This is a genomic window from Thermobifida cellulosilytica TB100 (assembly GCF_001517975.1).
GTDB lineage: Bacteria > Actinomycetota > Actinomycetes > Streptosporangiales > Streptosporangiaceae > Thermobifida > Thermobifida cellulosilytica.
In genome coordinates this window covers 144,682-169,916 of the sequence record NZ_KQ950186.1, presented here as the reverse complement: position 1 = coordinate 169,916, position 25,235 = coordinate 144,682, and the positions used below count along the sequence as shown (strand labels likewise).

Below are 25,235 nucleotides of genomic sequence, written 5' to 3'. Positions count from 1 at the left end.
ACAACACCCCCCCACCCACGAGGGCCTCTTCCCCAGCCACGGCAACCGCATCAGATTGTCAACCCCACCGGCAGCCCGAAAACCACCGGAAGGGACCGCCCGGAGCCTCCCCGCGAAACCCTCCGCAGTTCCGCTCCGTTCGTGTGCCTCACTTTATCGCCTTCTGACCGTTCCACCAAATCGGCGTTCTGGTCAGGCGACCGCGGAAATGACTCCACGGCCCTTCTTCCCCGCACCGAAGAAACGCCAGCGAATGGCGCTGCTTCGTGCACGGAAAGCACCCGGTCGAACCGATCGGCTCTGGTACCGAGGGGACCGCGGGGCGGACGCCGACGCGTCCATGTCACTCCGCGAGGCTCCGGATCCGGCTGCCCTCACTCGATCGAGGAGTTCAGTTCCCGGTCATCCGGCTCACCGATTTTACCCGCTCGGAGTCGGTGCTCTGACCATCTCCGGCGGATCCGCGGGCGGAGTCCGCCGACCCCTGCCCGCATCGGCTCGAAGCACATTACCCCATGCTCCGCAGGACGCAAACCGGCACCCCCGGGGTGTCCCGCCGCGGCACGTGCGGACGCCGTCCGCGGCGGTTCCGCCCGTGTCTCAGCCGAGCTCGCGGATCCTTCGGGCGAGCGCCCGGAAGGCGATGCCGCGGTGGCTGATCGCGTTCTTCTCCTCCGGGCTCATCTCCGCCGTGGTGCGCGTCTCCCCCTCCGGCACGAAGATCGGGTCGTAGCCGAAGCCGTTCGTCCCGCGCGGCTCGGTGGTCAGGCTGCCGCGGAACACCCCCTCCACGACGTGCTCCTCCCCGGTGGGCAGCACCAGCGCGGCAGCGCAGACGAACTCGGCGCCACGCCGCTCCGGCGGGGTGTCGGCGAGCTGGTCGAGGACGAGTTCGAGGTTGGCCGCGTCCCGGTCGCCGCTGCGCTCGCCGAACCTGCCCGACCAGCGGGCGGACAGGACTCCGGGCATGCCGTTCAGTTCGTCGACGCGCAGCCCCGAGTCGTCCGCGACGGCCGGCAGACCGGTGTGCCCGGCGATCGCCCTGGCCTTCAGCAGGGCGTTTCCGGTGAAGGTCGGCTCGGTCTCGGGCACGTCGGGCGCGTCCGGGTAGCCGTCGAGGCCGCGGACCTCGATGTCAAGGCCCGCTTCCCCCAGGATCGCGCGCAGCTCGGGGACCTTCTTGGCGTTGCGGGTGGCGAGAACGAGGGTGCTGATACGGCTCACTCTGACAGTGCCTTCTTCTGGATCTCGGTGAGTTGGGCGCATCCGGCCACGGCCAGGTCGAGGAGGGTGTCCAGGTGGGCGCGGTCGAAGGGGACCTTCTCCGCGGTGCCCTGGACCTCGATGAACTGGCCGGTTCCGGTGACGACGACGTTCATGTCGGTCTGCGCCACCGAGTCCTCCAGGTAGTTCAGGTCCAGTCGGGGCTGCCCCTGGACGATGCCGACGCTGACCGCGGCGACCGACCCGGTCAGCGGGTTGTTCTTGAGGTTGCGCTGCCTGCGCAGGTACTTGACGGCGTCGACGAGGGCCACGTAGGCGCCGGTGATGGCGGCCGTGCGGGTGCCGCCGTCGGCTTGCAGGACGTCGCAGTCGAGGGTGATGGTGTGCTCGCCCATCGCCTTGAAGTCGACGACCGCGCGCAGCGACCGCCCGATGAGACGGGAGATCTCGTGGGTGCGGCCGCCGATCTTGCCCTTGACGGACTCGCGGGTGCCCCTGGTGTCCGTGGCCCGGGGGAGCATGGCGTACTCGGCGGTGACCCAGCCCTCTCCGCTGCCGCGCCGCCACCGGGGGACGCCGTCCTCCACGGTCGCGGCGCACAGCACGCGGGTATCGCCGAACTCGATGAGCGCGGATCCTTCGGCGTGCCGGAGCCAGTTGCGCGTGATGCGCACCGGGCGTAGCTGGTTCGGGGTTCGTCCATCAGGTCGAGGCATGGGGTGAGCCTATCGGCGCGCGTGGGAAGCCACGGCCACCTGATCGGCGAACGCTGGGTTCGACCACGCGCGACGGGTTGCGGCTCTGCTTCGTGTCCGCGGGCGCGGCTCAGGCTCCCGCGGTGATCTCGTGGACCTCTCCGGGGACGGCGAGCCCGATCGGACCGTTGTAGGTGCTCCGCGCCTCGGCGAGGGTGCGCTCGTTGTCGTTCCAGGGCACCAGGTGGGTGAGGAGGAGTCGGCGGGCGTTGGCCCGGCTGGCCTGCTCCCCCGCCTCGCTCCCGGTGAGGTGCATGTCCTTGGGGTGTTCCCGGTGGTCGTGGAAGGACGCCTCGCACAGGAACAGGTCGGCGTCGCGGGCGAGTTCGACGATTTCGCCGCAGGCTCCGGTGTCTCCCGAGTAGGTGAGAACCGCGCCGTCGTGCTCCAGGCGGATGCCGAACGCCTCGACGGGGTGGTTGACGTGGTCCAGGGTGGCGGTGAAGGGGCCGATCCTGCGGGTGCCGGGAGTCAGCTCGTGGAAGTCGAAGGTCTCGCGCATGCCGGGGTCGGGGTCGAGCCCGTAGGCGCGGGCCATCCGGTCGGCCACGCCGGTGGGGCCGTAGACGGGGATGCGGGGTTTGGGGCCGTCGGGATGGAAGGTGCGCGCCACCCAGTAGGAACACAGGTCCAGGCAGTGGTCGGCGTGGAGGTGGGAAAGGTAGACGGCGTCGATGGAATAGATGTCGGCGTGGCGCTGGAGGGCTCCGAGCGCACCGTTGCCCAGGTCGAGCAGCAACCGGAACCCATCGGCCTCCACGAGGTAACAGGAGGCGGGTCCGGCGGGTCCGGGAAAGCTCCCCGAGGAGCCGATGATGGTGAGTCGCACGTCGTACAGCCTTTTCGGTGAAGGCGTCTTCTGCTGCGAAGACGTCGCTGCGTCACGGAGAGTTTCTCCGGGTTTTCCAGGTGGTTACGGTGTACCCCACATACCTGAGAGTAGGTATGGAATGTGGGGCGTTCCCCAGGCGATGTGAGTCACAGTGAAGGGGTAACAGACTTTTCCCGGAGCGTCCCTGGCCTGCGGGAGCGTCGTGGGGAGGCCGGAGCGGGCCGCAGGCTCAGCGGCCGACCCGGGCGAGCTGGCGGCTCTGCGCGACGAGGCGTCCCTTGACGTCCCACAGTTCGACGTTCTCGTCGAACCAGCCGTCGCTGACGAGGCTGCTGTGCACGCGGAAGGCGAGCGGCCCGGGCTCGGGGACCGCCCGCAGGTGCCAGGTCAGCTCGACGGTGGGCGCCCAGCTCCAGTCGGTCAGCAGGCTGACGATGGGTGGCAGGGCGTCGACGGCGAGCGGGACGAACGCCGCGGGGTCCTCGGCTGGTCCTCCGTCGCGCGCGCTGAGGTCGACGTACCCGAGCAGTTCGGGGGTGTCGACGGTGTGCTCCCGGAGGAGGGCCGCGTAGCTGTCGGGGGCGAAGCCCACGTCGACCCGGGCGAGGAAGCCGTCGTCGGCCAGGTGGCTGCTGCGCGGGTCGAAGCTTCGGCACTGCTCGATCGGGGGGATCTCGGGCCGGGGCGCCGTGTAGATGGGCTGGGCCTGCGAGTCGAGCGTGGCCGTCGCGACGGTCCCGGTGAGGACGGTCCGGCCGGACTGGCGCAGGGTGGCCTGGACGGTGGTGACGGTCCGGCCCCGCTTGACCACCTCGGTCTCGATTTCGGCCGGCCCGCCGCTGCCGGGACGGTGGAAGTGGTACGAGGAGGACACTGCGTGTGCGTGGTCGGACTCGGCGAGCACGGCCCGTTGCAGCAGTGCCATGAGGTAGCCGCCGTTGATGGCGGCTCCGATGAGATATCCGGGATCGAGTTCGGCCGCGTACCGGTTCTCGCCGACGCGAACGACGGCGGTCGCGGAGTCGAATCGAGTCATGGGGTCCATTGAACCGAAGGCCGCCGTCCCGCCGACGGGCGGGGGCGGGTTGCCGACCGGCGCCGCGGCGGTCCCGCTTCCGGGGCCGCCGCGGCGCGTCGGCTCAGGCCCAGAGCTGGCCCTCCAGGCGCTTCTCGGCCTCCTCCAGGGTGCCTTCATAGGCCCCGGTGGACAGGTACTTCCATCCGGCGTCGGCGACAACGAACGCGATGTCGGCGCGCTGTCCCGCCTTGACGGCCTTGGCCGCCACGCCGAGGGCGGCGTGCAGCACGCCGCCGGTGGAGATGCCCGCGAAGATCCCCTCCTTGTCGAGGAGTTCCCGGGTACGGCGCAGTGCCGCGTCGGAGGGGACGGAGAAGCGGGTGCTGAGGACCGTCTCGTCGTACAGCTCGGGGACGAAGCCCTCGTCGAGGTTGCGCAGACCGTAGACGAGCTCCCCGTAGCGGGGCTCGGCGGCCACGATCTGGACGTCGGGCCGGTGCTCGCGCAGGTAGCGGCCGACCCCCATGAGGGTGCCGGTGGTGCCCAGCCCGGCGACGAAGTGGGTGATCTCCGGCAGGTCGGCCAGGATCTCCGGTCCCGTCGTCTCGTAGTGGGCCCGGGCGTTGGCCTGGTTGCCGTACTGGTACAGCATCACCCAGTCGGGGTGCTCTTCGGCCATGCGCTTGGCGACGCGCACCGCCTCGTTCGACCCGCCCTCGGCCGGGGAGTAGTGGATCTCGGCCCCCCACATGCGGAGCAGTTGGCTGCGCTCGGCCGAGGTGTTCTCGGGCATGACGCAGACCATCCGGTAGCCGCGCAGCCGCGCGACCATGGCCAGGGAGATGCCCGTGTTGCCGGAGGTGGGTTCCAGGATGGTGCACCCGGGGGTGAGTCGGCCTTCCTTCTCGGCCTGCTCGATCATGTAGAACGCCGCGCGGTCCTTGATCGACCCGGTCGGGTTGCGGTCCTCCAGCTTGGCCCACAGCCGCACCTCGGGGGAGGGCGACAGGTTCGGCAGTCCGACCAGCGGGGTGCGGCCGAGCGAGTCCAGGAGAGAGTCGAACCTCATGGCGCTCAGCGCATGCCGCCGGCGACCGCCGGCAGGACCGTGACCGTGTCCCCGTCGGAGACCGGGGTGTCGAGCCCACCGAGGAAGCGGACGTCCTCGTCGTTGAGGTAGACGTTGATGAAGCGGCGGAGCTGTCCGTTCTCGACGAGGCGCTCACCGATGCCCGGGTAGTTCTTGTCCAGGTTGGTGATGAGTTCGGAGAGGGTGGCTCCCTCGCCGTCGACCGCTTTGGCTCCGCCGGTGAGGTTGCGCAGGATGGTCGGGATCCGGACCTCGATGGCCATGGGTGTGTCTCCGTTGGAAGTCTGTGGATGGCAGCGGCGGACGCGCGGCGGTCCGCCGGATAGGTTCAACATGCGCGGGGGGCCGGTGATTCCGGGGACCGCGCGTTTTCTCAGCCCTGCTCGACGATCTCGACCGGTTCCTCGGTGACGACCCCGTCGACGATCCGGTAGGAGCGGAACTCGACGGTCTCGGGGTCCCTGGTGGAGACCAGGACGTAGTGGGCGTTCGGCTCGGAAGCGTAACTGACGTCGGTCCGCGACGGGTACGCCTCGGTGGCGGTGTGCGAGTGGTAGATGATGACGGGTTCCTCGTCCCGTTCGTCCATCTCACGCCAGACCTTGAGCTGTTCGCGCGAGTCGAACCGGTAGAACGTGGGCGACCGTTCGGCGTTGATCATCTCGACAAAGCGTTCGGGACGGTCGCTGCCCTCGGGACCGGCCACGATGCCGCACGCCTCGTCCGGGTGGTCGCGGCGGGCGTGGGCGACGATCTTGTCGTAGATCGAGCGGTCAATCCTCAGCATGCCCTTCAGCCTAACCGAGCCGTGATCTCTTCCCACTCAACAGGTAGGGCTTGTGCGCCGCCCGCCGACCGGGGCGGGCCGGCGGACGGTCGCGGTCACCCCTGCTGGCGCCAGACCGCCTGGACCAGGTTCTCCTGGACGTGGGTGAGCCACTCGTAGATGTGCGCCGCCGCGGCCAGCGACTCGTCGCGCGAGGCTGCGGCGCGCAGCGCGTAGACGTCCTCCTCGGTCTCCAGGCCCATGCGGGTGCCCAGGGAGAGGCGCACGTCGGTGAGGACCTTGAGCCACGCCTGCACGTCGTCGGCGTCCAGGAGGACCTGGCCGCCCTCGGCCGGGAGCGCCTCGACCACCCGGCGGGCGTTCTCGCGCTTGTGCCGCCGCAGGTCGTTCTCGGTGTAGCGGCGGAAGTCCGTGGCGGCGGCGGGGTCGTCGGTGTAGGCGTCGGGGAAGAGCCGGGCCAGCACCGGGTCCTTGGGCCTGGTCGCGGACTCGCTGATGCCGACGAGGGCGGCGAGTCCGTCCTGCTGGTCGGGCTCCTCGACGATGCGCAGCAGGAGCTCCGCCATGGAGCGCAGGAGCGTGGCGTCGTCCCGGTCGATCTCGATGCGGACCCCGCCGTACGGCACGGGATGGAATCTGGTGGTCATGCGGCTGGCTTCTGTGTCAGGGGCGTCCTGCCCGGCGGTCACCTGTCCTGTTGCAGGGTCGCCCACAGACCGTACTCGTGCAGGGTGGCGACGTGGCGCTCCATCTCCTCGCGGGTGCCGCTGGAGACGACCGCCTTGCCCCGGTAGTGCACGTCCTCCATGAGCTTGTGGGCCTTGGCCCGGGAGTAGCCGAAGACCTTCTGGAAGACGTAGGTGACGTAGCTCATGAGGTTGACGGGGTCGTTCCAGACGATCGTGACCCACGGCGTGTCCGGCCGGTTGTGCTCCTCGATCCGCGGTTCGTCGAGTTCGACCGGCATGGCGGTCATGGCTGCCTCACCTTCTTCACTCTCTCTCGTCCGGTTGTGGGCCCGCGGTCGGCGGTTCCCGCCTCCCCTTCCATTCTGGAAGGGATCCCGCCCGGCCAAGTCGGTCGTCGGCTTTTTATCCTGACAGTCACAAACTAGGGTGGGATGTCATGACCGATCGCTGGAGCAGTGCGCTCCTCACTGACCACTACGAACTGACCATGGTGCAGGCGGCGCTGCACAGCGGCGCGGCGCGGCGCCGGACGGTCTTCGAGATGTTCGCCCGCCGACTGCCGGAGACCCGGCGCTACGGGGTCGTCGCGGGAACCGGGCGCTTCCTGGACGCCCTGGAGCACTTCCGCTTCGACTCCGAGACCCTGGACTTCCTGGCCCGGAACGGGGTTGTGGACGACCCTACCCTCTCTTTCCTCGCCGACTACCGGTTCTCCGGAAACATCTGGGGTTATGCCGAGGGCGAGTGCTTCTTCCCGGGGTCGCCCATCATGGTCGTGGAGGGGCCCTTCGCGGAGTGCGTGGTGCTGGAGACCCTCGCGCTGTCGATCTACAACCACGACTGCGCGATCGCCTCCGCGGCGTCGCGCATGGTGCGCGCCGCCCACGGGCGCCCGCTGATCGAGATGGGGTCGCGGCGCACCCACGAGGCGGCCGCGGTGGCGGCGGCCCGCGCCGCCTACCTCGCGGGGTTCGACGCCACCTCCAACCTGGAGGCCGGGCGGCGCTACGGGGTGCCCACCACCGGCACCAGCGCGCACGCGTTCACCCTGCTCCACGACAGCGAGCGCAGCGCGTTCTCGGCGCAGTTGGAGTCGCTGGGCACGGGGACCACGCTGCTGGTGGACACCTTCGACGTGATGCGGGCCGTGAACACCGCCGTGGAGCTGGCCGGGCCGGAGCTGGGCGCGGTCCGGCTGGACTCGGGCGACCTGGAGGAGCTGGCGGTGCAGGTCCGCAAGTTCCTGGACGGCAAGGGCGCCACCGACACCCGCATCATCGTCACCGGCGATCTCGACGAGTACTCCATCCAGGCGCTGACGATCGCCCCGGTGGACGGCTACGGGGTGGGGACCGCGCTGGTCACCGGCTCCGGTGCACCCACCGCCTCCCTGGTGTACAAGCTGGTGGCGCGCGCGCAGAGCGACGACCCCGAGGCGCCGCTGTCGCCGGTGGCCAAGCGCTCGGTGGGTAAGCCCAGCAAGGGAGGGCGCAAGTGGGCGGCGCGGCGGCTGGACGACCACGGGACGGCCACCTCCGAGCGGGTCTTCGCCCACGAGCCGGAGCTGACCCCGCTGGAACGGCCGCTACTGGTGCCGCTGGTGCGCGACGGCGAGGTCGTGGGCCGGGAGCCGCTGGAGCAGGCCCGGGAGCGGCACGCCCGCTCCGTCGCCGAACTGCCGGTGACCGCGCACCAGATGTCCCGGGGCGAGCCCGCCATCCCGACGGTCTTCGAGCAGCGGCCGTCCCTGTGACCCACGCGGCCGGGACAGGACCGGTCGGGTACGAACGGAAGAGGGTTTCGAGATCATGAAGAAGGCACTGATCGTCGTCGACGTGCAGAACGACTTCTGCGAGGGCGGGAGTCTGGCGGTGTCCGGCGGCGCGGGCGTGGCCTCGGCCATCTCCGCGTACCTGGCGGCGCGGGGCGGCGACTACGCCCACGTCGTGGCCACCCGCGACCGCCACGTGGACCCGGGGCCGCACTTCTCCGACACGCCCGACTTCGTGGACTCCTGGCCGCCGCACTGCGTGGTGGGCACCCCCGGGGCGGAGTTCCACCCGGAGCTGACGACCGGGCCGATCGAGGCGGTGTTCGACAAGGGCGCCTACGAGGCCGCCTACAGCGGGTTCGAGGGGGCCACGGCCGACGGCGAGTCGCTGGAGGAGTGGCTGCGGCAGCGCGGCGTCACCGACGTGGACGTGGTGGGCATCGCCACCGACCACTGCGTGCGCGCCACCGCGCTGGACGCGGCCCGCGCCGGGTTCGGGGTGCGGGTGCTGCTGGACCTGACCGCGGGGGTGGCCCGCCCGACCGTGGAGAAGGCGCTGCGGGAGCTGGCCGAGGCGAACGTGGCGCTGGAGGGCGAGCCGGTGGTGGCCTGACACGTCCCGGTCCCGCGGGGCCCGGGTGGGGCCCCGCGGGAGCGCGGGAGCGGGTCAGTCGATGCCGATGGCGGCGCGCACCTGGGCCAGGACGCGGCGGGCGCGCTCGCGGGCGCGGCGGGCGCCCTCGGCCAGGATGTCGTCGAGCTCGCTGTCGGGGGCCATGAGCTGCTCGTAGCGCTCGCGCATGGGGGCGACCTCGGCGTTGATGGCCTCGAACAGCTCGTTCTTCAGCTCTCCCCAGCCCATGCCGCCCGCCTCCAGGCGCTTGCGGGTCGCGGCGACCTGATCGGCGTCGGCGAAGTGGGTGAGCAACTGGAAGACGACGGAGGAGTCGGGGTCCTTGGGCGCCTCCACCGGGGTGCTGTCGGTGGGGATGCGCCGGATCAGCTTCTTCAGCTTGTTCTCGGGCAGGAAGAGCGGGATGTGGTTGTCGTAGGACTTGCTCATCTTCCGCCCGTCGATACCGGGCAGCACGCTGGCGTCGCCCTCGGGGAAGACCCCCTGGGGGATGCGGAAGGTGTAGCCGTCGCCGAACAGGTGGTTGAAGGAGCCCGCGATGTCGGCGGCGTACTCGACGTGCTGGGCCTGGTCGCGGCCGACCGGGACCAGGTCGGTCTCCATGATGAGGATGTCGACGGCCATGAGGATGGGGTAGTTGAACAGCCCCATGTTGACCCCGGCGTCCAGGTCGGCGTTGCCGGCGGCGGCGTTGCGGTCGCGCACGGCCTTGTAGGCGTGGGCGCGGTTCATCAGCCCCTTGGCGGTGACGCAGGACAGGATCCAGGTCAGCTCGAACGTCTCGGGGATGTCGGACTGGCGGTAGATGACGGTGCGCTCGGGGTCGAGTCCGCAGGCCAGCCAGGTGGCGGCGACCGACCGGACGTTGTGCCGCATCACCTCGGGGTCGCGCACGGTGGTGAGCGCGTGGTAGTCGGCGATGAAGTAGTACGCGTCGTACTCGCGCGCGGCCTCCAGGGCGGGCTTGAGCGCGCCGAGGTAGTTGCCCAGGTGGGGTTCACCGGTGGGTTTGACACCCGTGAGGTAGGTCTTGGTCGCTGCCATGGGAGAAGCTTATCGGCGCGGCCGACCGGTCCTTTCGTCCCGTGTCAGGGGGCGAACTCGGCGGCGGCGAGGATCTCGTCGAGTTCGGGAAGGCCGTACTCGTCCACGACGAGGATCTGCGACTCGGGCAGCAGCCAGGTGCGCTGCTCGTAGGCGTCCCCCTCGCCGGTGTCCCAGGTGGCGCAGCCGATCCGGTACTCCCGGTAGAGCGCCTTGCGGTCGCCGACCGGGGCGAGTTCGGAGACGGTCGGCGCGTGGTGGTCCGGAGGGGCGTCGACGGTCGTGGCGGCCGGAGGGCACATCCCGAGGCCGGAGCGCGGCACGTAGGCGCCCTGGTCGGGGGAGTCGGTGATCGGCTGCCACGACTCTCCCCCGTAGCGGATGCCGCCGGGGCCGAAGATCTTGACGTGGGCGCAGTGGGCCTCGGCCTCGGAGTCCCAGGAGGGCTGCCGGCGCTGCTCGGCGCACTCGGGCTGGCCGGGCGGGTGGGCGAGGATCCAGTCGTCGGTCACCGATCCCTGCGCGGGGTCCGATCCGTTGGCGAACACCGCGTCCTCGTAGCGGGTGACGGTCCAGTCCTCGGGGAAGGTGAGCGTCAGGTTCCGGAAGCGGACGCGCTGCCCCGGCGGCTCGGCGGCGGTCTCCGAGGGTTCGGGGGGTTCCGCGGTGGCCGCACCGGTCGGGGCGGCCCCGTCGGTCGGGATTCCGGCTCCGGTGGGCTCCGGGGTCGGCAGGAGCGGCCGGTCGGCGGCGAGCCGTCCGACGACCCAGGCCGTCGCCGCCACCAGCACGGCCGCGACGACGCCGAACGCGGCCAGGGCGGCGGCCCGGTTCCTGCGGTTGCGGGCCTGCTCCGCGGAGGCGGGCCGCGGCGCCGGGGGCGGAGGGGGTTCGGGTCAGCGGGCACGGTGTCCTCCGGTGGTGAATCGTGGATCGTCTTCTTCACCGCTCTGTTTCTGCGCCGGGGTCAACAGGGTGGCCGGTCCCGGCCGGGTCCGCCGCGGCCCTTCCCCGTGCCGGGAGGGGCCGCGGCGGGCGGGTCAGGCGGCCATGGCCTCGTCGAGTTCGGGGATGCCGTACTCGTCCACGACGAGGACCTGCGGACCGGGCAGGAACCAGGAGCGCTGGAGGTAGTACGTGTCCTCGGCGAGGAGGAACTCCTGCAGCCGGACGCAGGTGACCGGGTACTCGCGGTAGAGGGCGTCCTGGCCGCGGACGGTGACGGCCTCGACCGCGAGCGGCGTCCCCCACTCGTGGTCGTCGAGCTCCTCCAGGCTGTGCAGGTCGTCCGCGGGGACGTAGTCCTCTCCGTTCGCTCCGTAGGGGTCGACCCCGTTGGCGCTGGGGCAGGGCAGCCCGCCCTGGGTGTACGGGTAGAACATGCCCCGTCTGTCGTCCTCGGTGATGCTGCGGCCGGAGTAGGCGGCGGAGTCGATGAGGCCGGTGAAGGTGATCGCCCCCGGGCCGAGGATCTTGACGTGGACGCAGTCGCGTTCCCGCCACACCCACTGCCGGGCCCAGTCGATCTCGGCGCAGCCGGCCTGGCCGGCGGGCCACGCGACGAGGATGTCCTCGACGATCTGCTCGCCCCCGGGTTCGGTGAAGTCCGCGAAGGTGACGTCCGGGACGGTGACGACCGTCCAGTCGGCGGGGAGGGCGAACTCCACGCCCCGGTACTCGACGGTCTGCGTCGCCGGAGCGGGGGGCGGCTCCTCGGCGGCGGCGCTCTCCGTCGGTTCCGTTCCGGCCGGCGGCAGGATCGGCTGGTCGGTGGCGACGCGCCCGATCGTCCACGCCCCGGCGATCACCGCCAGGACGGTGAGCGCGGCCACGACCGCGAGGACGCCCCTGCCGACTCCGGCCCGGCCCGCGGCCGTGACGGCTGCCGGGACCGAGGCATTGGCCGAGGCCGAGGCGTCGCCCGGGGCCGAGCCGTCACCCGAGGCCGAGGCGTCGGCCGACGCGTGTCCCGTGGCGGATCCGGCGGGCGCGGCCTGGGTGCCGTCGGCTTCGGGGCTTCCCGCCGCCGCTCCGGTCGCCCGGCCCGCGGCCGTGACGGAGCCGATGATGCCGCTGGAGGTGGTCGCGGCGAGGGCCCCGGCGATCGCGGCCCAGGTGGCGGGCCGGTGTCCGGCCTCGTCGAAGCGGGTCCAGGCCCGTTGCAGCAGGGCGCGCAGGCGGTCGCGGCGGGCCTGCGCCGCGGCCTCCGCGCTGATGCCGAGCACCGTGTCCAGCGCCTCGACCGCGCTGGGCCGCTCCCGGGGGTCGACCGACAGCGCCCGCTCCACGAGGCCGCGCAGTTCCTCGGGGACCCCGTCGATGTCGTAGGCGCCCGCGCGCACCCGTTCGGCCAGTTCGCTCCTGGTTCCCTCCCCGAACGGGCGGCGCCCGGTGGCCGCGTAGGCGACCAGGCCGCCCCAGGCGAACATGTCGGCGGCCGGATCTCCCGGGTCCCCGGCCAGCCGCTCCGGGGCGGTCCATCCGGGGGTCCCGTAGCCGCCGTCTCCGGCCGGGTCCCCGACCTCGCGGGCGATGCCGAGGTCGAGCACCGTCACCTTGGGGCCGTGGGGGGAGAGCATGACGTTGCCGGGTTTGACGTCGAGGTGCACCACTCCCGCGGCGTGGAGGGCCGACAGCGCCTCGGCGGTACCGGCGGCGAAGGCCGCCAGCTCCTCACCGGCGAGGAGCTCCTCGCCCTGCTCCCCGCGCCGCGTCACCTCCTCGAAGAGGGTGCGGCCGGGGACGAACTCGGCGGCCAGCCACGGCAGCGGCGCCTCGGGGTCGGCGCCCAGGAACCGGGGCACGCACTCGGCGTCGATGCGGGCGAGCAGCGCGGCCTCCCGGGCGAACAGCTCCCGGCGGGAGGGGTTGCCGGCGTGGTCGGGCTTGATGGTCTTGACCGCCACGCAGCGCCCGGTGCCGTCCACCGCGCCGTAGACGACTCCCATGCCGCCCTCGCCCAGCCGTCCCACGACGGTGAACGGTCCGATGCTGCGGGGGTCCTGCGGTTCCAGCTCCTGTAGTTCGGGAGGGAGTTCGGGCGGTGCGGCGCTCGATGTGGGCGGCATGGGCGCTCCAGGGGTGCGGGGACGCGCTGCGCGGCGCCCCGTGGACGGTACGTGCTGTTCTCTCGGACGGTTCCGGGTCTCCCGGAGCCGTCCGGCCCGAGCACCGTAGCAACAGCCTTCTGCTCAGGTCACCGCCACTTCTGGGGGATTGACAGCACGTCCGGGCGCCTCACCGGGGCTTTGCGTACTCCGCCGTCGGCAGGGGTGCGGTGTCGGCTCCGCCGCGCGGCGGACGCCGGCGCCCGCCGCGGAGCCGCCGCACCGCGCGGGCGGCCCGTCCCAGGGCGCGCAGCGCCGAGACGGCCCAGCCCGAGAGCAGCCACATGGCGGCGTACCCGGCGACCAGCGCCCCGGTGCCGAGCAGCCCCCACGGCCAGCTTGTCGCCGTGGCCTCGAAGACCACGGGTTCGTCCATGCCCGCGATCTCGCCGCGGACCGTGGAGCTGCCGAACACCGGCGCGGGCAGGTCCACGGGGAACTCGTAGACGGCCTCCTGGCCGGGGGCCAGTTCGCGGATGCGGGGCGGGTAGACGACGGTGGTGGCGTCGTCGCCGCGGCCCACCGCGACGGAGACGGCGGGGTCGGTGACGGGCTCGATCCCGGTGTTGACCACGGTCAGCTCGGCGGTGCGCCGGACGGGCAGCGCGAACCAGGTCCGCCAGTCGCGCCACCACGGGCCGTCCTCGTCGCGGAGCCGGAAGTCGGTGACGGTGAGCATGCGGACCGCGTTGCCGGGGTTGCGCTCGTCGATGCGCTGCTGGCGCTCCTCGGCGCTGAGGAAGGGCACTCCCTCGACGGTGAAGTCCGCGACGGCCCGGTACTGGCCGGTGACGTCCAGGGCCTCCACGACGCAGGGGCAGCCGACGGGCGGCGCGGTGACGGTGAGCAGGCCGCGCCCCTCGCCGTTCTCGTCGGCGGCGATGGTCACCGCGTCGGTGGCCGCGCAGTCGCTGGAGGTGATGTACTCTCCGCCGCCGCACACCCGCACGGTGACCACGCCCTGCGGCCAGTCGTAGAGGCGCACCACGACGGTGTCGCCGATCCGGGCCGAGGCCGCGTCCAGGGTGAACCGCGGGTCGCGCTCGGCGGTGGTCTGCGCGGCCGCCGGGGCGGACGTGCAGACCAGCAGTGCGGCGGCGAGGAGGGGCAGGGCGCGCAGCAGGCGGGTCATGGCCTCGGGTCCTCCGGGCCGTTCTGCTCCTCCCCGGCACCGGTCTGCTCTTCCGGGGCGGGCGGGGTGTCCGCGGGGGCGCCCCCGCCGTCGGCCGGGGCGGGCGTCCCGGCCTGCGCGTCCCGGGCGGCGGCCTCCTCCTGGCGGGCCTCGGCCACGGCCGCGGCGACCGCGGCCGCGAAGCGGCGCTTGGCCAGGCGGCGACGCCACAGCAGCACCGCGGCGAGCAGCACGACGACGAGCACGGGCACCCAGGGGACGGCGACGGCGGAGTCGCTGCGGGTGACCGGTTCCAGGCCGGGGATCCGCGGGGCCTGCGGCGCGGCCTCGGGGGTGAGGGTGACCTCGCCGTTCAGCCAGAAGAGCGGGTAGACGTCGGAGACGGTGTGGCTGTACTCGTAGACGGTCCCGGGCAGCATCTCGGGCACCTGCACGGGCGTCCCCTCGCCCAGCGCGACGCCGAGGGGTCCCTCGGCTCCGACCCCTCCTGAGGCGACCATCCGCAGGTTGCCGGTGTTGCGCACCTGGTAGGTGACGGTCAGCTCGCCGGTGGCGAAGGGGTTCCACCAGGCGGGGGCATGGTACTCGGTGCGGACCGCGTCGATTTGCAGGGACGGGCGGGTGGGACCGTCCACCCGCAGGTAGACGCGGGCGGCGATGCGCCGGTCGACCCGGACCAGTTGCCCCTGGGCGTTGACCGCGTCCTGGGCCACGGAGGCGATCACCCCGGCGGCGTGGTCGCCGGGTTCGGCGTCCTCGGGGACGGTGATGCGGAACGGCACGACGCGGGTCTCGCCCGCCTCGACCTCGATGCTCCGGTCCTCGGGGGCGAGTTCGATCCAGGTCCCGGCGAGGGTGGGCTCCTCGTCGGCGGGCAGCAGGGCGAAGGAGCCGTCGGAGGTGTTGAAGGCGTCCGTGCCGTAGACCGAGAAGGTCATCGCCTCGTCGCCGTAGTTGGTGACGGCCGCCCAGTCCTCGATGGTCTGGCCGGGCTTGACGTCGTGGACGAAGTAGCTGCGGCCGAGTTCGCCGTCGGCGTTGGACGGGGCCACCGACCAGCGGAAGCCCTGGTCGGCGGCTGCCTGCTGCTGGGCCGTGCCGCCGCTGCCGGAGTCCGTGCCCGGGTCCGTGCCGGGGCGCACGTCGGCCAGGGCCGGGGCGGCGGGGACGGTGAGGGCGTACAGCAGCAGGCCGACCACGCCGAGACGCGCGATCCGGGTCGGGAGGGCTGGCACGGGTCTGCTCTCCAGGGGACGGGTCCAGGGGGCCTGGACGTGGCGGGTGCGGTCGGTCAACTGAGGGTGAGGGTGAGGGTGCCCACGTACTCGCCCGGCGGGGTGTCGGCCGGAATGCCCAGTTCCAGTCCGGCTCGGCAGGCGAACACCCCGGAGCTGGCGCCCGCCGTCCCGGCGCACAGGGTACGCGGTACCGCCAGCCCGTCTCCGGGGCGGACCTCGTCTCCCGGGCGGACGCCGGAGCCGGCGGGGCCGTCGAGGACCTCGGCGGAGGGCGCCCAGCCGAGCAGGTGGGCGCCGATGTCGGCGCCGGTGTCGCCCCTCAGGTCGCTGACCTGGCCGACCAGGCTCCAGCCCGCGTCGGTGCCGCGCAGGTCGGAGACGGTGGCGGGGTTGAGGTCTCCGGTGGCCCGCTGGTGGGAGCCGTCGGTGCTCGGTTCCGGGTCGGAGAGCAGGACCGGGGTGCCGGGGAGGGTCATCGTCAGGGCCCCGGGCGGCGCGTCGTACCCGGCGTCGCCGTCCTCCTCGGCCTCGGCGAGGGCGTCGGTGCCGTCCTCCTCGGCCCGCGCGGAGGGGCTCGGGTCGGGGTCCGCCCCGTCGGCAGCGGCCGTGTCGGCGTCCGCTGTGCCGGTCTGCGCCCCGGGGGCGGTCGTCTCCGGCTCCTCGACGGGCTCCCAGGGGTCGCGCTCGGGGGCGGGGCCGGGGTGGGGGGTGAGGGTGATGTCCAGGGTGCCGTCGGCGTTCTCGGCGTGCTCCAGCAGCAGCACCGTGTCGTCGCCGGTGAGCAGGAACACGCCGCGCTCGTCGCTGCGCACCGCCGCGATGTCGAGGCCGTCGGGGAGCCGGTGGACCTCGACGGTGTAGGCGGAGGGCTCGTCGCCGTCGGCACTGACCGGTACGGCCGCCGTCTCCGTGGTCTGCGGCTGGTCGGGGGCGTCGGGCGCGCGGTAGCTGGCGAGCAGCGTCTGCTCCGCGTCGGAGTGCACGGTGTGCAGGACGCCGTCCGGCGCCACGACGAAGAAGTCTGCGGGTTCCGCGACGGGGGTGTGCGCCAGCGGGACGAGGTCCTCCTCGGCGGGCTGCGCGTCGGCCGCGGTCGGCGTGTCCGGGTCCGGGTGGAGGACGTGGAGCAGCTCCTCGGCGGGGGTGTCGGCTGCGTGCGGGGAGCCGTCCCCGGTGGTCGGCTCCTCGTCGGGCGCGGCGTCCTCGGCTGCGGTGCGGAGCAGGTAGACGTCGCCGGTGAGGGGGTGCAGCGCGTAGTGGTGGTCCGCCTCGTCGGAGGTGTCGGCCAGGGCCGGCGGGCAGAGGCCGACGGTCAGGGCGACGGTGGCGGCCACGGTGATGCGGCGGCCGGGCCGCGGTCCGCGGGAGGAACGGGGGTGAGGCATGTCTGCGACCAAGGGGAGGGTGCGGGGGTGCGGGACGGGCGGGCCCGCCCCGCACCCGCCGGATCAACTGAGGGTGAGGGTGAGCACCGCCGCGTAGTCACCGGGGACGGTGTCGGCGGGGATGCCCAGGGACAGTTGGGCCCCGGCGGTGAAGGTGCCGGCGGAGGCTCCCGGAGCGGCGGAAGCCAGGGTGCGGGCGACGCCCAGGCCCTGTCCGGGCTGGACGGTGTTTCCGGCGGTCACCGTGCCGGGGGCGCCGATGCCGGTGTCGACGGCCGCGGCGCTGGGCTGCCAGCCGAGGTTCTCGGCGCCGATGGTGCCGGCGTCACCGGTGAAGTCGGTGACCTGGCCCACCAGGTTCCAGCCGGCGTTGGTTCCGCGCAGGTCGGAAACGGTGGCGGTGTTCAGCGCACCGGTGGCGGTCTGGTAGGCGCCGTTGCCGTCCAGCGTGCTGGTGGACAACTGGACGGTGTCGCCCGCCACCGACAGGGTCAGCGGACCCGCGGCGACGTCGGCGAGGATCTGCTGGTTCGCGCTCTGGCCGGAGGCCGGGGGCGGGGTGCTCCCGCCGCCGCTGCCGTTCGCGACGGTGGCGGTGAAGGAGATCGGGTCCATGGCGGCCCCGGCGGCGTAGAAGCCGGCGAAGGCGGTGCTGCCCGCCTGGGTGAGGGTGGCCGGGGTGGAGCCGAGGCTGAGCGTGCCGCCGTTGAGGCTCGGCTGCCCGCCGCTGAGGTCGAGCTCGGCCAGGGCGATGTCGTCGTACTCGGTCAGGGCGGGGTTGCTGGGCGAGCTGCTGGCCATGTCGGCGTAGAGGGTGCCCTCGCCGTCGACGACCTCCACGCGCAGGTCCTCGATGGTGATCTGGAGGACGCCGCCGTGCCCCTCGAAGTGGACCGATCCGCCGAACTGGACGACGGTGTCGCCGCTCTGGGGGTCGTAGCTGCCCGAGACGACGGGGAAGGCGAAGGTGCCGTCGCTGTTCTCGGTGACCCCGCCGGCCACCTCGGTGCTGCCGTGCGCGACCGGGCTCTTGAGGTAGTTGCGGAAGGACAGCTTGACGCCCCAGTCTCCGCTGCCGCCGGTGACGGGCACCGTGGTGTCGGCGGACGCGGGGAGGGCGCCGGCTGCCGCCGCGAGCCCCGCAGCCGCCAGGACCGCTGCTGCCCGGCGGATACCCAGGTTCATGGTGGTTACTCCTTGGTTTCGCCCGGCACCGCGGAGCGCAGGCCGGGAAGGGGGGACGGGGTGCGGTCCGGACGTGCGGTCCGGTGACATGATCACCCCACAAAAGCAAGGTAAGGCTAACCTAAATTATACCCCCTGGCAATTGTGATGACGACGTGACGTCACAATCAGGCCGCCGCATCTCCGCGGACAGTGCGGCTGCACGGAAGGGCGGCACAGCCCGGGACCGCCGTGCGGGCGGGAGGGGCGGCCACACGGGAACTAAACTGAGCCTAACCTCGCAAAAACCAACTTAGGTATACCTTGGCTTACCGACCCGACGCGAGTGTCCCGCGAGAAATCAGGGTCTTTTTGTTACTTTTGCGAAGAGTTATCGGTCCGCCGAAACACGCACCGCGGGGAGCCGGTCGCTCCCGGTCACCGCGGGCGGGTCACTCCTCCCCCACCGCCCACGCCCGCAGCCGGGCGATGCGCTGGCGCAACTGCTCGGCGGTGGCCTGCGCAACGGGCGGCCCCCCGCAGACGTTGCGCAGCCGGGTGTGGATCGTGGCGTGCGGCTGCCCGGTGCGGTGGTGCCAGGCCCCCACCAGGCCGTTGAGCTCGCGGCGCAGTTCGGCGACCACCTCGTGCTCGGGCCGCTGCCGCTGCTGCGGCTCGGTCCGCTGCGCCGCCCGCTCCTGGCGGCGCTTGCGCAGCAGCACCGCCACCTGGTCGGGCTCCAGCAGCCCGGGCAGGCCGAGGAACTCCTCCTCGTCGGGCTCTCCCCCGCCGATCTCGCCGCCGTCGTAGACCGCCCGGTCGAACTCGGCCGCCGACTCCATGGTCTCGAAGGGCAGCTCGTCTCCCGCGTCGGGGGTGTCCCGCTTCTTGCGGGCCTCGTTGACGAGCTCCTGCTCCGGGTCGAAGCCGCCGTCCTCCCGCACCGGCTTGTCCAGCACGTGGTCGCGCTCGCGCTCCATCTCGCTGGCGTACTCCAGCAGGACCGGGATGGAGGGCAGGAACACCGAGGCGATCTCGCCGCGGCGGCGCACCCGCACGAAGCGCCCCACCGCCTGGGCGAAGAACAGCGGGGTGCTGGTGGAGGTGGCGTAGACGCCGACCATCAGCCGGGGCACGTCCACCCCCTCCGAGACCATCTTCACCGCCACCATCCAGCGGTCGTCGGACTCGGCGAACTGGGTGATCTTCCGGCTGGCGGTCGGGTCGTCCGACAGCACCACGGTGGCGCCGCGGCCGGTGATCTGGCGCAGGATGCGCGCGTAGGCGCGGGCGTTGTCGTGGTCGGAGGCGATCACCAGGCCGCCCGCGTCGGGGGTGTGCTTGCGCACCTCCGTCAGCCTCCGGTCGGCCGCGGCCAGCACCCGCTTGATCCAGTCGCCCTTGGGGTCCAGGGCCGCCCGCCACGCCTGGGAGAGCGCGTCGGAGGTGAGCGGGTCGCCGAGGCGCGCGGCCAGCTCCTCGCCGGCCCTGGTCCGCCAGCGCATCTCCCCGGAGTAGGCCAGGAAGATGACCGGCCGCACCACGCCGTCCGCCAGCGCGGGAGCGTACCCGTAGCTGTAGTCCCAGGAGCAGCGGCGCACGCCGGTGTGGTCCTGGACGTAGTCGACGAACGGGATCGGGTTGGTGTCGGACCGGAACGGCGTCCCCGTCAGGCACAGCCGCCGCGCCGCCGGGTCGAACGCCTCGCGCACGGCGTCGCCCCACGACAGCGCGTCGCCCGCGTGGTGGATCTCGTCGAAGATCACCAGGGTGCGGCGGGCCTCGGTGCGGTTGCGGTGCAGCATGGGGTGCGCGGCGACCTGCGCGTAGGTGACGGCCGCGCCGATGAAGTGCCGGCCGAGCGCCCCCTGGCCGTTCTTGAAGTCCGGGTCGAGGGGGATGTTGAACCGCGCGGCGGCCTCGGCCCACTGCTTCTTCAGGTGCTCGGTGGGGCACACCACGGTGACGGCGCGGACCGTGCGCCGCGCCAGCAGCTCGCTGGCCAGGGTCAGCGCGAACGTCGTCTTGCCCGCTCCTGGCGTGGCCACCGCCAGGAAGTCCCGCGGTTCGCGCCGGAAGTACTCCTCGAACGCCTCTCGCTGCCAGTTGCGCAGGCCGCGCAACCGGTCATCGGTGCTGTTCGCCTGAAGCAGAGTCATCGTGCGCATCCCCAGATCGTCACGGGTCGAGGGTAACCGGGCGCCCACCCCGACACACGGTGGAGGCCGAGCGCCCCGCTCGGCCTCCACCACGGCTCCTGCTGCGGCCGGACGGGCTACCCGTCCGCCTCCGGTTCGGCCGTCTGCGCGGGGGTCGTGCCGTAGACCGAGTCTCCCCCGTCGACGGTCACGTCGTTGAACGGCAGGTAGGGGTCGGCCCACGGGAAGACGACATACCACAGCAGCGCCGCCGCGCCCGCGATCAGCGCGAGCGACACCAGGAGCTTGACGAACCAGGGGCCGGGGATGAGACGCCAGATGAGACCGTACACGTGGCTCACTCCTCCTCGGCGTCGGGCGCCATGTGCGCGATGTTCTCGGGCATGCCCTGATCCTTGGGCCGGGTCTCGGTGAGCTCGGCGTGGATGATCAGCCGGTGTGAGTTCTGCAACTTGGGATGGCAGGTGGTGAGGGTGAGGTACGCCTTCTCCGGCTCCTCCGTGGACTCGGGGTGGAACGGGTCGGGAGCGGTGACCTCGATCGCGTCGGGCAGCACGACCTTACTCTCCACCACCTCGTAGGTGTAGAAGTTGTCCCTGTCCTCCAGGACGAGCTCGTCCCCCTCCTCCAACCGGTCGAGGTCCCAGAAGACCGCGGCGACGCGGTGCCCGGCGACCGCGTAGTTGCCGGGCTGGCCGGCCCGGGCCGCGGGGACCATGCCGTCGGGCGTCCAGGACTCGGGATACCACCCGGGGCCGTAGCGGATGTCCTCGGGACCGACCCCGCTGACCACGACCCACTCCTGGTCGGTCTTGGGGATGTAGAGCCTGCTGTTGGCCGTTCCGGGCAGGGGCTCGGAGTCGGGCCCCTGCTCCCAGACCTCGGCGATGGCCTGGTCCAGCCGGTCCTGTTCGGCGTCGGTCTGGAACTGCTTGCCCCAGATCTGGAACGCGGCGAAGAACAGCATGATCAGACCGGCCGTGAACAGCAGCTCGCCGATGGTCCGGAAGGTCACGCGTACGACATCGCCGACGGTGACGCGGTCGCGCGGGGCGGAGGCTCTCCTGTGACCTCCGCCCGAGCGGCGGCTCCGGTCACCGGGGGGGCGTCGGGAAGTGGAAACCATGTGTCCTAACCCGTCGGGGTCGCCCCGCGCCGCAGCGGTCACCGTACTGGCAGGACCAGCGGAACCCCGGTGCGCGGATGCGACACGATCTCGACCTCGTATGAGTAGACGTCGCTGAGCAGCTTCGCGGTGAAGACCTCAGCGGGCGGCCCGTACGCCGCGATCCGTCCCTCGGAGAGTACCGCGACTTGGTCCGCGTAGGCGGCCGCCAGAGCCAAATCGTGGAGGACCACCACGACGGCGTCGCCCCGCGCGGCGCGCTCGCGGGCGATGCGCAGCACCGACTCCTGGTGGCGGATGTCGAGGGCGGCCGTGGGCTCGTCCAGGAGCACGACCTGCGTCTGCTGGGCCAGGACGCGGGCGAGCATCACCCGGGCCTTCTCCCCGCCCGACAGGGAGGGGAACTTGCGGTCGGCCAGGGCGGTGACCTCGGTGGCCGCCATCGCCTCGACGACCACGCGGTCGTCGTCCTCGGCCTCGTCGACGGCCGCCCACGGGGCCCGCCCCATGTGGACCACGTCGACCGCGTCGAACGGGAAGCTGACGGCGAAGTTCTGCGGCAGCACCGCGCGGCGCAGCGCCAGTTCGGCCGGGCTCCAGTCCGCCAGGGGGCGGCCCAGGACGGTCACCTCGCCCCGGTCGGGCGTGCTGTCGCCGGTGAGGATCGACAGCAGGGTGCTCTTGCCCGCACCGTTGGGGCCGACCAGCGCCAGCACCTCTCCGGTGCGCACGTCGATGCTCACGTCGTCCAGCACGGTCCGGGAGCCGTAGGACCTGCCGAGGCCGCGCGCGGCCAGGACCACCGTCCCGGCGGGGACCCGCTCGGGCGGGCTGATCCGCCGCAGCCCCGAGCCGTGCACGATCGCGCGCAGTGTGCGCCGTAGGCGGTTCACGCCCAACCTCCCTGCCTGGCCCGGGTCCGGTACAGCAACCAGAAGAAGAACGGCCCGCCGATCAGCGCGGTGATGATGCCCAGCGGCACCTCCTGCGGCGCGGCGGCGACCCGCGCGAGCAGGTCGGCGGCGACGAGGACGAGCGCGCCGCCCAGCACGCTCGCCGGGAGCAGGACGCGGTGCCCCGGACCGGCGACCATGCGCACCATGTGCGGCACCACCAGGCCGACGAAGCTGATGATCCCGGCGAAGGCCACGGCCGAGGAGGTGAGCATCGCGATGACCACGATCAGCGCCTGGCGCATCCGCTCCACGTCGACCCCCAGGTGGCGGGCCGGGCTCTCGCCGAGGGCGAGCAGGTCCAGGCGGCGGGCGAAGAACGGCGCGGCGGCGATCCCCGCCGCCGCGAACGGCAGGGCCGCCACGACCTTGGACCAGGTGGCCGCGGCCAGGCTGCCCATCTGCCAGTTGGTGATGGAGCGCAGCTCGGCGTCCTCCGAGAAGTAGGTGGCGGAGCCGATGAGCGCCCCGGCCACCGCGTTGACGGCGATCCCGGTGAGCAGCAGGGTGACCACCTCAGCCCGGCCGCCCGAGCGGGAGAGCGTGTAGACGAGCACGGTGGTGATCATGCCGCTGGCGAAGGCGGCGGCGATGACCGTCCAGTAGCCCAGGGCGGAGGCGCCGAGCGCGATGACGAGGACCGCGCCCACCGTCGCCCCGGAGGAGACGCCGATGACGCCGGGCTCGGCCAGCGGGTTGCCGAAGATGCCCTGCATCATGGCTCCGGCGAGCGCCAAGGAGGCGCCGACGATCGCGGCCAGGACGACCCGGGGGAAGCGGACGTTCCACAGCACCTCGTCGGTGAGCGGGTCGAGGGCCTCGCCCCCGCCCAGACCCAGGCCGCGCAGTACCGAGCCGAGGACTTCGAGCGGCGGGACGGGGTAGGCGCCCACCCCGGCGGCCGCCAGGGCCGTGACGACCAGTCCGGCGGCGAGGACCAGCAGCAGGACGGTCCCCCGCAGCGCCGTGGCGCGGCGGACGCGGGAGCCGTCGGGGGCGCCCTCGGCGGGGGGCGCGGGAGCGCGGTGCTCCCGGTCGGTTCGGAGGGTCACCGGGCCTCCCCCTCGTACAGCTCGGTGAGGTCGTCGGCCATGGCCTTGAGGACCTGGGGGGTGCGGGGGCCGAAGCCGAGCAGCAGGCCGTCCTCGTAGTCGATGACGCGCCGCTCCCGGCCCGCGGGGGTCTGGGCGATGCCCGGGATCTTCAGCAGTCCGTCGACTCCGCCGACCGACTCCAGCCCATCGGTCATGACGAGCAGGATGTCGGGTTGGGCCTCGATGAGCGCCTCGCTGGTGATCGGGGTGAACGCCTGGTCCAGGCCGATCGCGGTGCCCGCGTCCTCCAGGCCGAGTTCGGCGACCAGCTCGTCGGCCCCCGCCCCGGGGCCGCCCAGGAGGTAGACCCCGGCGCTGCCCCGCAGGTAGAGGAAGGCCACGCGGGCCCCCAGCACGGAGTCGGGCAGGCTGTCGCGGACCTCGGCCATCTGGCCGCGGACCCGCTCGACGAGCTGCTCGCCGCGCTCGGGCACCCCGAGCAGTTCGGCGACCTCGGTGATGCGGGTGTACATCCCGTCCAGGGACCACACCTCGTCGAGGATGACCAGGGTGACCCCGGTGGCGCGCAACTGCTCGATCGCCTCGTGGGGGCCGGTCCAGGTGTCGGCGATGACGAGGGTCGGGTTCAGGGAGAGCACGCCCTCCACGGAGAGGTCGTGCCCCTGGGTGACCACGGGCAGGTCCGCTGCCTCGGCGAAGGTGGCGGTGGAGTCGCGGCCCACGACGTTGTCGCCCAGGCCCAGGGTGTAGACGATCTCGGCGACGCCGCCGTTGAGCGGCAGGATGCGGCTGACGTCGGTGACCTCGACCTGTTCGTAGGTGGTCGGGGTGTCGGAGGTGCGGTTGGCCACGGGCACGACCGAGTCCACGGTCACCGGGAGGGCCGGGGTCGCCTCCCCCTCCAGGGGTTGCAGCCGGTTCTCGGAGAGCTCGGGGATGGCGTCGTGGTCGGTCCCGGGTGCGGAGCAGGCCGTGAGCGCCGTGACCAGGGCGAGCAGGAGGGCCGCGCCGCGGCCCGGGCGCCGACGCACCCGGTGCGCGGGAGAGGGGTGAGGTGGCATGGAGGTCCCATCGACTGGAGGGTCTGCGGTGGACGGACTGGTTGCTGCCGCCACAGTGATGATGATGACGACTTGTCGTCACAATCTTGACAACACCGCTTCCCGGTGGTGCACTGTCATAGCCGATCAGGACCATTAGGTTAGCCTAAGCATATTGGCCCGTCCTCGGTGCCCCCTCCTTCCCGCACCGCCGAGCCACGTTTCGCGAGAAACGGAGAACCCCACTTCCATGTCCACTGCCATCAGCAGATTCCGCAGCGCCGCGGTCTGCGGCGTCCTGTCGGTCCTGGCGGTCCTGGCCGGAACCGCCGCGCCGGCGGCGACCGCACTCGCCGCCGTCCCCGCCTCCACGTCCGGCGGCCCCAGCCTCACCGTCTCGAAGACCTCCGGCCTCAACCCCGAGGGCGAGCAGGTCACCGTGACCGGGTCGGGCTACGACACCTCCAAGGGCATCTACGTCGCCTTCTGCGACATCTCCAACGCCAACGCCAGCACTGCGCCCGGCCCCTGCATCGGCGGGGTCGACATGTCCGGCGGGAGCGGCTCCTCGGTGTGGATCTCGTCCAACCCGCCCTCCTACGGCCAGGGCCTGGCCAAGCCCTACGAGGGGAGCGGCACCAACGGGTCGTTCACCGTCCAGTTGACAGTCAAGGCCGCGGACGAGTTCACCGACTGCCTGGCCGAGGGCGTCCGGTGCGCCGTGGTGACCCGCAACGACCACAGCCGCTCCTCCGACCGCAGCCAGGACGTGTTCGTCCCGGTGACCTTCGCGGGCCAGGACGGCACGACCGAGACCCCCGGCGCCGGGGACGGCTCGGGCGACGGGCAGACCACCGGCGCCTCCAACGGCGGGACCGGCGCCGCGGTCGGCAGCGGCGGCAAGAACGGCTCCCTGGCGACCACCGGAATCGACCTCGCGCCGTTCGTGCTGGGCGCGCTGGCGGTGACCGGAGCGGGCGTGGCCGCGCTGCTGCGGGCCCGCCGCCTCCGCCTCGACCAGGGGAACTGACC

At 72.5% G+C, this 25,235-nt stretch carries 25 protein-coding genes; 3 read left to right on the top strand and 22 right to left on the bottom strand.

Going from position 1 to position 25,235, the window contains the following annotated elements; translation table 11 throughout:
- Positions 1-600: 600 nt before the first annotated feature.
- From rdgB to clpS, 9 genes are all read right to left on the bottom strand, one after another.
- On the bottom strand, positions 601-1,266 hold the full coding sequence (rdgB, locus tag AC529_RS17525; RefSeq protein WP_198156472.1) for an RdgB/HAM1 family non-canonical purine NTP pyrophosphatase: 666 nt from the start codon (positions 1,264-1,266) through the stop codon (positions 601-603).
- A complete protein-coding gene (rph, locus tag AC529_RS17520; RefSeq protein ID WP_068758451.1) occupies positions 1,221-1,898 on the bottom strand; it encodes a ribonuclease PH in 678 nt (225 codons plus the stop codon). Before rph ends, rdgB begins: the two co-directional genes overlap by 46 nt.
- A 151-nt stretch (positions 1,899-2,049) precedes the next feature.
- Positions 2,050-2,808, bottom strand: coding sequence for an MBL fold metallo-hydrolase (locus AC529_RS17515; protein WP_068758450.1), 759 nt, complete (start codon positions 2,806-2,808; stop codon positions 2,050-2,052).
- 232 nt (positions 2,809-3,040) lie between these two features.
- Positions 3,041-3,847: a thioesterase family protein gene (locus tag AC529_RS17510; RefSeq protein ID WP_232306803.1), complete on the bottom strand. Its 807-nt coding sequence runs from the start codon at positions 3,845-3,847 to the stop codon at positions 3,041-3,043.
- 103 nt (positions 3,848-3,950) lie between these two features.
- On the bottom strand, positions 3,951-4,898 hold the full coding sequence (locus AC529_RS17505) for a PLP-dependent cysteine synthase family protein (protein ID WP_068758448.1): 948 nt from the start codon (positions 4,896-4,898) through the stop codon (positions 3,951-3,953).
- 5 nt (positions 4,899-4,903) lie between these two features.
- Complete coding sequence (locus tag AC529_RS17500; protein ID WP_068758447.1) at positions 4,904-5,182, bottom strand: MoaD/ThiS family protein; 279 nt, start codon at positions 5,180-5,182, stop codon at positions 4,904-4,906.
- Positions 5,183-5,292: 110 nt separating this feature from the next.
- On the bottom strand, positions 5,293-5,706 hold the full coding sequence (locus AC529_RS17495; protein ID WP_068758446.1) for a M67 family metallopeptidase: 414 nt from the start codon (positions 5,704-5,706) through the stop codon (positions 5,293-5,295).
- A gap of 95 nt (positions 5,707-5,801) precedes the next feature.
- Positions 5,802-6,353 carry a DUF2017 domain-containing protein gene (locus AC529_RS17490; RefSeq protein WP_068758445.1) on the bottom strand — a complete coding sequence of 184 codons (552 nt, stop codon included), beginning with the start codon at positions 6,351-6,353 and terminating at the stop codon, positions 5,802-5,804.
- Positions 6,354-6,391: 38 nt separating this feature from the next.
- Positions 6,392-6,682 (bottom strand): ATP-dependent Clp protease adapter ClpS, encoded by a 291-nt coding sequence (gene clpS / locus AC529_RS17485; RefSeq protein WP_068758444.1) that lies wholly within the window; start codon positions 6,680-6,682, stop codon positions 6,392-6,394.
- 149 nt (positions 6,683-6,831) lie between these two features.
- On the opposite strand from clpS, the gene AC529_RS17480 reads away from it, so the two are divergent.
- Positions 6,832-8,148 carry a nicotinate phosphoribosyltransferase gene (locus AC529_RS17480; protein WP_068758443.1) on the top strand — a complete coding sequence of 439 codons (1,317 nt, stop codon included), beginning with the start codon at positions 6,832-6,834 and terminating at the stop codon, positions 8,146-8,148.
- A gap of 55 nt (positions 8,149-8,203) precedes the next feature.
- Complete coding sequence (locus AC529_RS17475) at positions 8,204-8,779, top strand: nicotinamidase (RefSeq protein WP_068758442.1); 576 nt, start codon at positions 8,204-8,206, stop codon at positions 8,777-8,779.
- Positions 8,780-8,833: 54 nt separating this feature from the next.
- Here AC529_RS17475 and AC529_RS17470 read toward each other — a convergent pair whose 3' ends face one another.
- From AC529_RS17470 to AC529_RS17410, 13 genes are all read right to left on the bottom strand, one after another.
- Positions 8,834-9,844: a tryptophan--tRNA ligase gene (locus tag AC529_RS17470; RefSeq protein ID WP_068758441.1), complete on the bottom strand. Its 1,011-nt coding sequence runs from the start codon at positions 9,842-9,844 to the stop codon at positions 8,834-8,836.
- Positions 9,845-9,888: 44 nt separating this feature from the next.
- Positions 9,889-10,635, bottom strand: coding sequence for a hypothetical protein (locus AC529_RS17465; RefSeq protein WP_068758440.1), 747 nt, complete (start codon positions 10,633-10,635; stop codon positions 9,889-9,891).
- Positions 10,636-10,884: 249 nt separating this feature from the next.
- Positions 10,885-12,912 (bottom strand): serine/threonine protein kinase, encoded by a 2,028-nt coding sequence (locus AC529_RS17460; RefSeq protein ID WP_068758439.1) that lies wholly within the window; start codon positions 12,910-12,912, stop codon positions 10,885-10,887.
- 169 nt (positions 12,913-13,081) lie between these two features.
- Positions 13,082-14,083: a hypothetical protein gene (locus AC529_RS17455; protein WP_068758438.1), complete on the bottom strand. Its 1,002-nt coding sequence runs from the start codon at positions 14,081-14,083 to the stop codon at positions 13,082-13,084.
- Positions 14,080-15,318: a WxL protein peptidoglycan domain-containing protein gene (locus AC529_RS17450; protein ID WP_068758465.1), complete on the bottom strand. Its 1,239-nt coding sequence runs from the start codon at positions 15,316-15,318 to the stop codon at positions 14,080-14,082. The genes AC529_RS17455 and AC529_RS17450 overlap by 4 nt, the downstream gene beginning before the upstream one ends.
- Positions 15,319-15,374: 56 nt before the next feature.
- A complete protein-coding gene (locus AC529_RS17445; RefSeq protein WP_068758437.1) occupies positions 15,375-16,706 on the bottom strand; it encodes a WxL domain-containing protein in 1,332 nt (443 codons plus the stop codon).
- Positions 16,707-16,769: 63 nt separating this feature from the next.
- Positions 16,770-17,891 (bottom strand): HtaA domain-containing protein, encoded by a 1,122-nt coding sequence (locus tag AC529_RS17440; protein ID WP_068758436.1) that lies wholly within the window; start codon positions 17,889-17,891, stop codon positions 16,770-16,772.
- Between the two features lie 431 nt (positions 17,892-18,322).
- Positions 18,323-20,029 carry a DEAD/DEAH box helicase gene (locus AC529_RS17435; protein WP_068758464.1) on the bottom strand — a complete coding sequence of 569 codons (1,707 nt, stop codon included), beginning with the start codon at positions 20,027-20,029 and terminating at the stop codon, positions 18,323-18,325.
- 116 nt (positions 20,030-20,145) lie between these two features.
- A complete protein-coding gene (locus AC529_RS17430) occupies positions 20,146-20,361 on the bottom strand; it encodes a hypothetical protein (protein WP_068758435.1) in 216 nt (71 codons plus the stop codon).
- Between the two features lie 5 nt (positions 20,362-20,366).
- Complete coding sequence (locus tag AC529_RS17425; protein WP_083948383.1) at positions 20,367-21,155, bottom strand: class E sortase; 789 nt, start codon at positions 21,153-21,155, stop codon at positions 20,367-20,369.
- A gap of 38 nt (positions 21,156-21,193) precedes the next feature.
- Positions 21,194-22,048: a heme ABC transporter ATP-binding protein gene (locus tag AC529_RS17420; protein ID WP_068758433.1), complete on the bottom strand. Its 855-nt coding sequence runs from the start codon at positions 22,046-22,048 to the stop codon at positions 21,194-21,196.
- A complete protein-coding gene (locus AC529_RS17415; protein ID WP_068758432.1) occupies positions 22,045-23,160 on the bottom strand; it encodes a FecCD family ABC transporter permease in 1,116 nt (371 codons plus the stop codon). Before AC529_RS17415 ends, AC529_RS17420 begins: the two co-directional genes overlap by 4 nt.
- On the bottom strand, positions 23,157-24,224 hold the full coding sequence (locus AC529_RS17410) for a heme/hemin ABC transporter substrate-binding protein (RefSeq protein ID WP_068758431.1): 1,068 nt from the start codon (positions 24,222-24,224) through the stop codon (positions 23,157-23,159). Before AC529_RS17410 ends, AC529_RS17415 begins: the two co-directional genes overlap by 4 nt.
- A 229-nt stretch (positions 24,225-24,453) precedes the next feature.
- Here AC529_RS17410 and AC529_RS17405 point away from each other — a divergent pair, with 229 nt between their 5' ends.
- Entirely contained in the window at positions 24,454-25,233 is a 780-nt protein-coding gene (locus tag AC529_RS17405; protein ID WP_068758430.1) for a hypothetical protein, read from the top strand.
- The last annotated feature ends 2 nt before the right edge of the window (positions 25,234-25,235 follow it).

Coding starts and splice junctions, on each gene's coding strand:
- AC529_RS17505 (WP_068758448.1), bottom strand. CDS start 4,898: ATGAGGTTCGACTCTCTCCTGGACTCGCTCGGCCGCACCCCGCTGGTC.
- AC529_RS17470 (WP_068758441.1), bottom strand. CDS start 9,844: ATGGCAGCGACCAAGACCTACCTCACGGGTGTCAAACCCACCGGTGAA.
- AC529_RS17490 (WP_068758445.1), bottom strand. CDS start 6,353: ATGACCACCAGATTCCATCCCGTGCCGTACGGCGGGGTCCGCATCGAG.
- AC529_RS17455 (WP_068758438.1), bottom strand. CDS start 14,083: ATGACCCGCCTGCTGCGCGCCCTGCCCCTCCTCGCCGCCGCACTGCTG.
- AC529_RS17405 (WP_068758430.1), top strand. CDS start 24,454: ATGTCCACTGCCATCAGCAGATTCCGCAGCGCCGCGGTCTGCGGCGTC.
- AC529_RS17435 (WP_068758464.1), bottom strand. CDS start 20,029: ATGACTCTGCTTCAGGCGAACAGCACCGATGACCGGTTGCGCGGCCTG.
- AC529_RS17460 (WP_068758439.1), bottom strand. CDS start 12,912: ATGCCGCCCACATCGAGCGCCGCACCGCCCGAACTCCCTCCCGAACTA.
- rdgB (WP_198156472.1), bottom strand. CDS start 1,266: ATGCGCCCAACTCACCGAGATCCAGAAGAAGGCACTGTCAGAGTGAGC.
- AC529_RS17475 (WP_068758442.1), top strand. CDS start 8,204: ATGAAGAAGGCACTGATCGTCGTCGACGTGCAGAACGACTTCTGCGAG.
- AC529_RS17480 (WP_068758443.1), top strand. CDS start 6,832: ATGACCGATCGCTGGAGCAGTGCGCTCCTCACTGACCACTACGAACTG.
- AC529_RS17425 (WP_083948383.1), bottom strand. CDS start 21,155: ATGGTTTCCACTTCCCGACGCCCCCCCGGTGACCGGAGCCGCCGCTCG.
- AC529_RS17510 (WP_232306803.1), bottom strand. CDS start 3,847: ATGACTCGATTCGACTCCGCGACCGCCGTCGTTCGCGTCGGCGAGAAC.
- AC529_RS17445 (WP_068758437.1), bottom strand. CDS start 16,706: ATGCCTCACCCCCGTTCCTCCCGCGGACCGCGGCCCGGCCGCCGCATC.
- AC529_RS17410 (WP_068758431.1), bottom strand. CDS start 24,224: ATGCCACCTCACCCCTCTCCCGCGCACCGGGTGCGTCGGCGCCCGGGC.
- AC529_RS17440 (WP_068758436.1), bottom strand. CDS start 17,891: ATGAACCTGGGTATCCGCCGGGCAGCAGCGGTCCTGGCGGCTGCGGGG.
- clpS (WP_068758444.1), bottom strand. CDS start 6,682: ATGACCGCCATGCCGGTCGAACTCGACGAACCGCGGATCGAGGAGCAC.
- AC529_RS17500 (WP_068758447.1), bottom strand. CDS start 5,182: ATGGCCATCGAGGTCCGGATCCCGACCATCCTGCGCAACCTCACCGGC.
- AC529_RS17495 (WP_068758446.1), bottom strand. CDS start 5,706: ATGCTGAGGATTGACCGCTCGATCTACGACAAGATCGTCGCCCACGCC.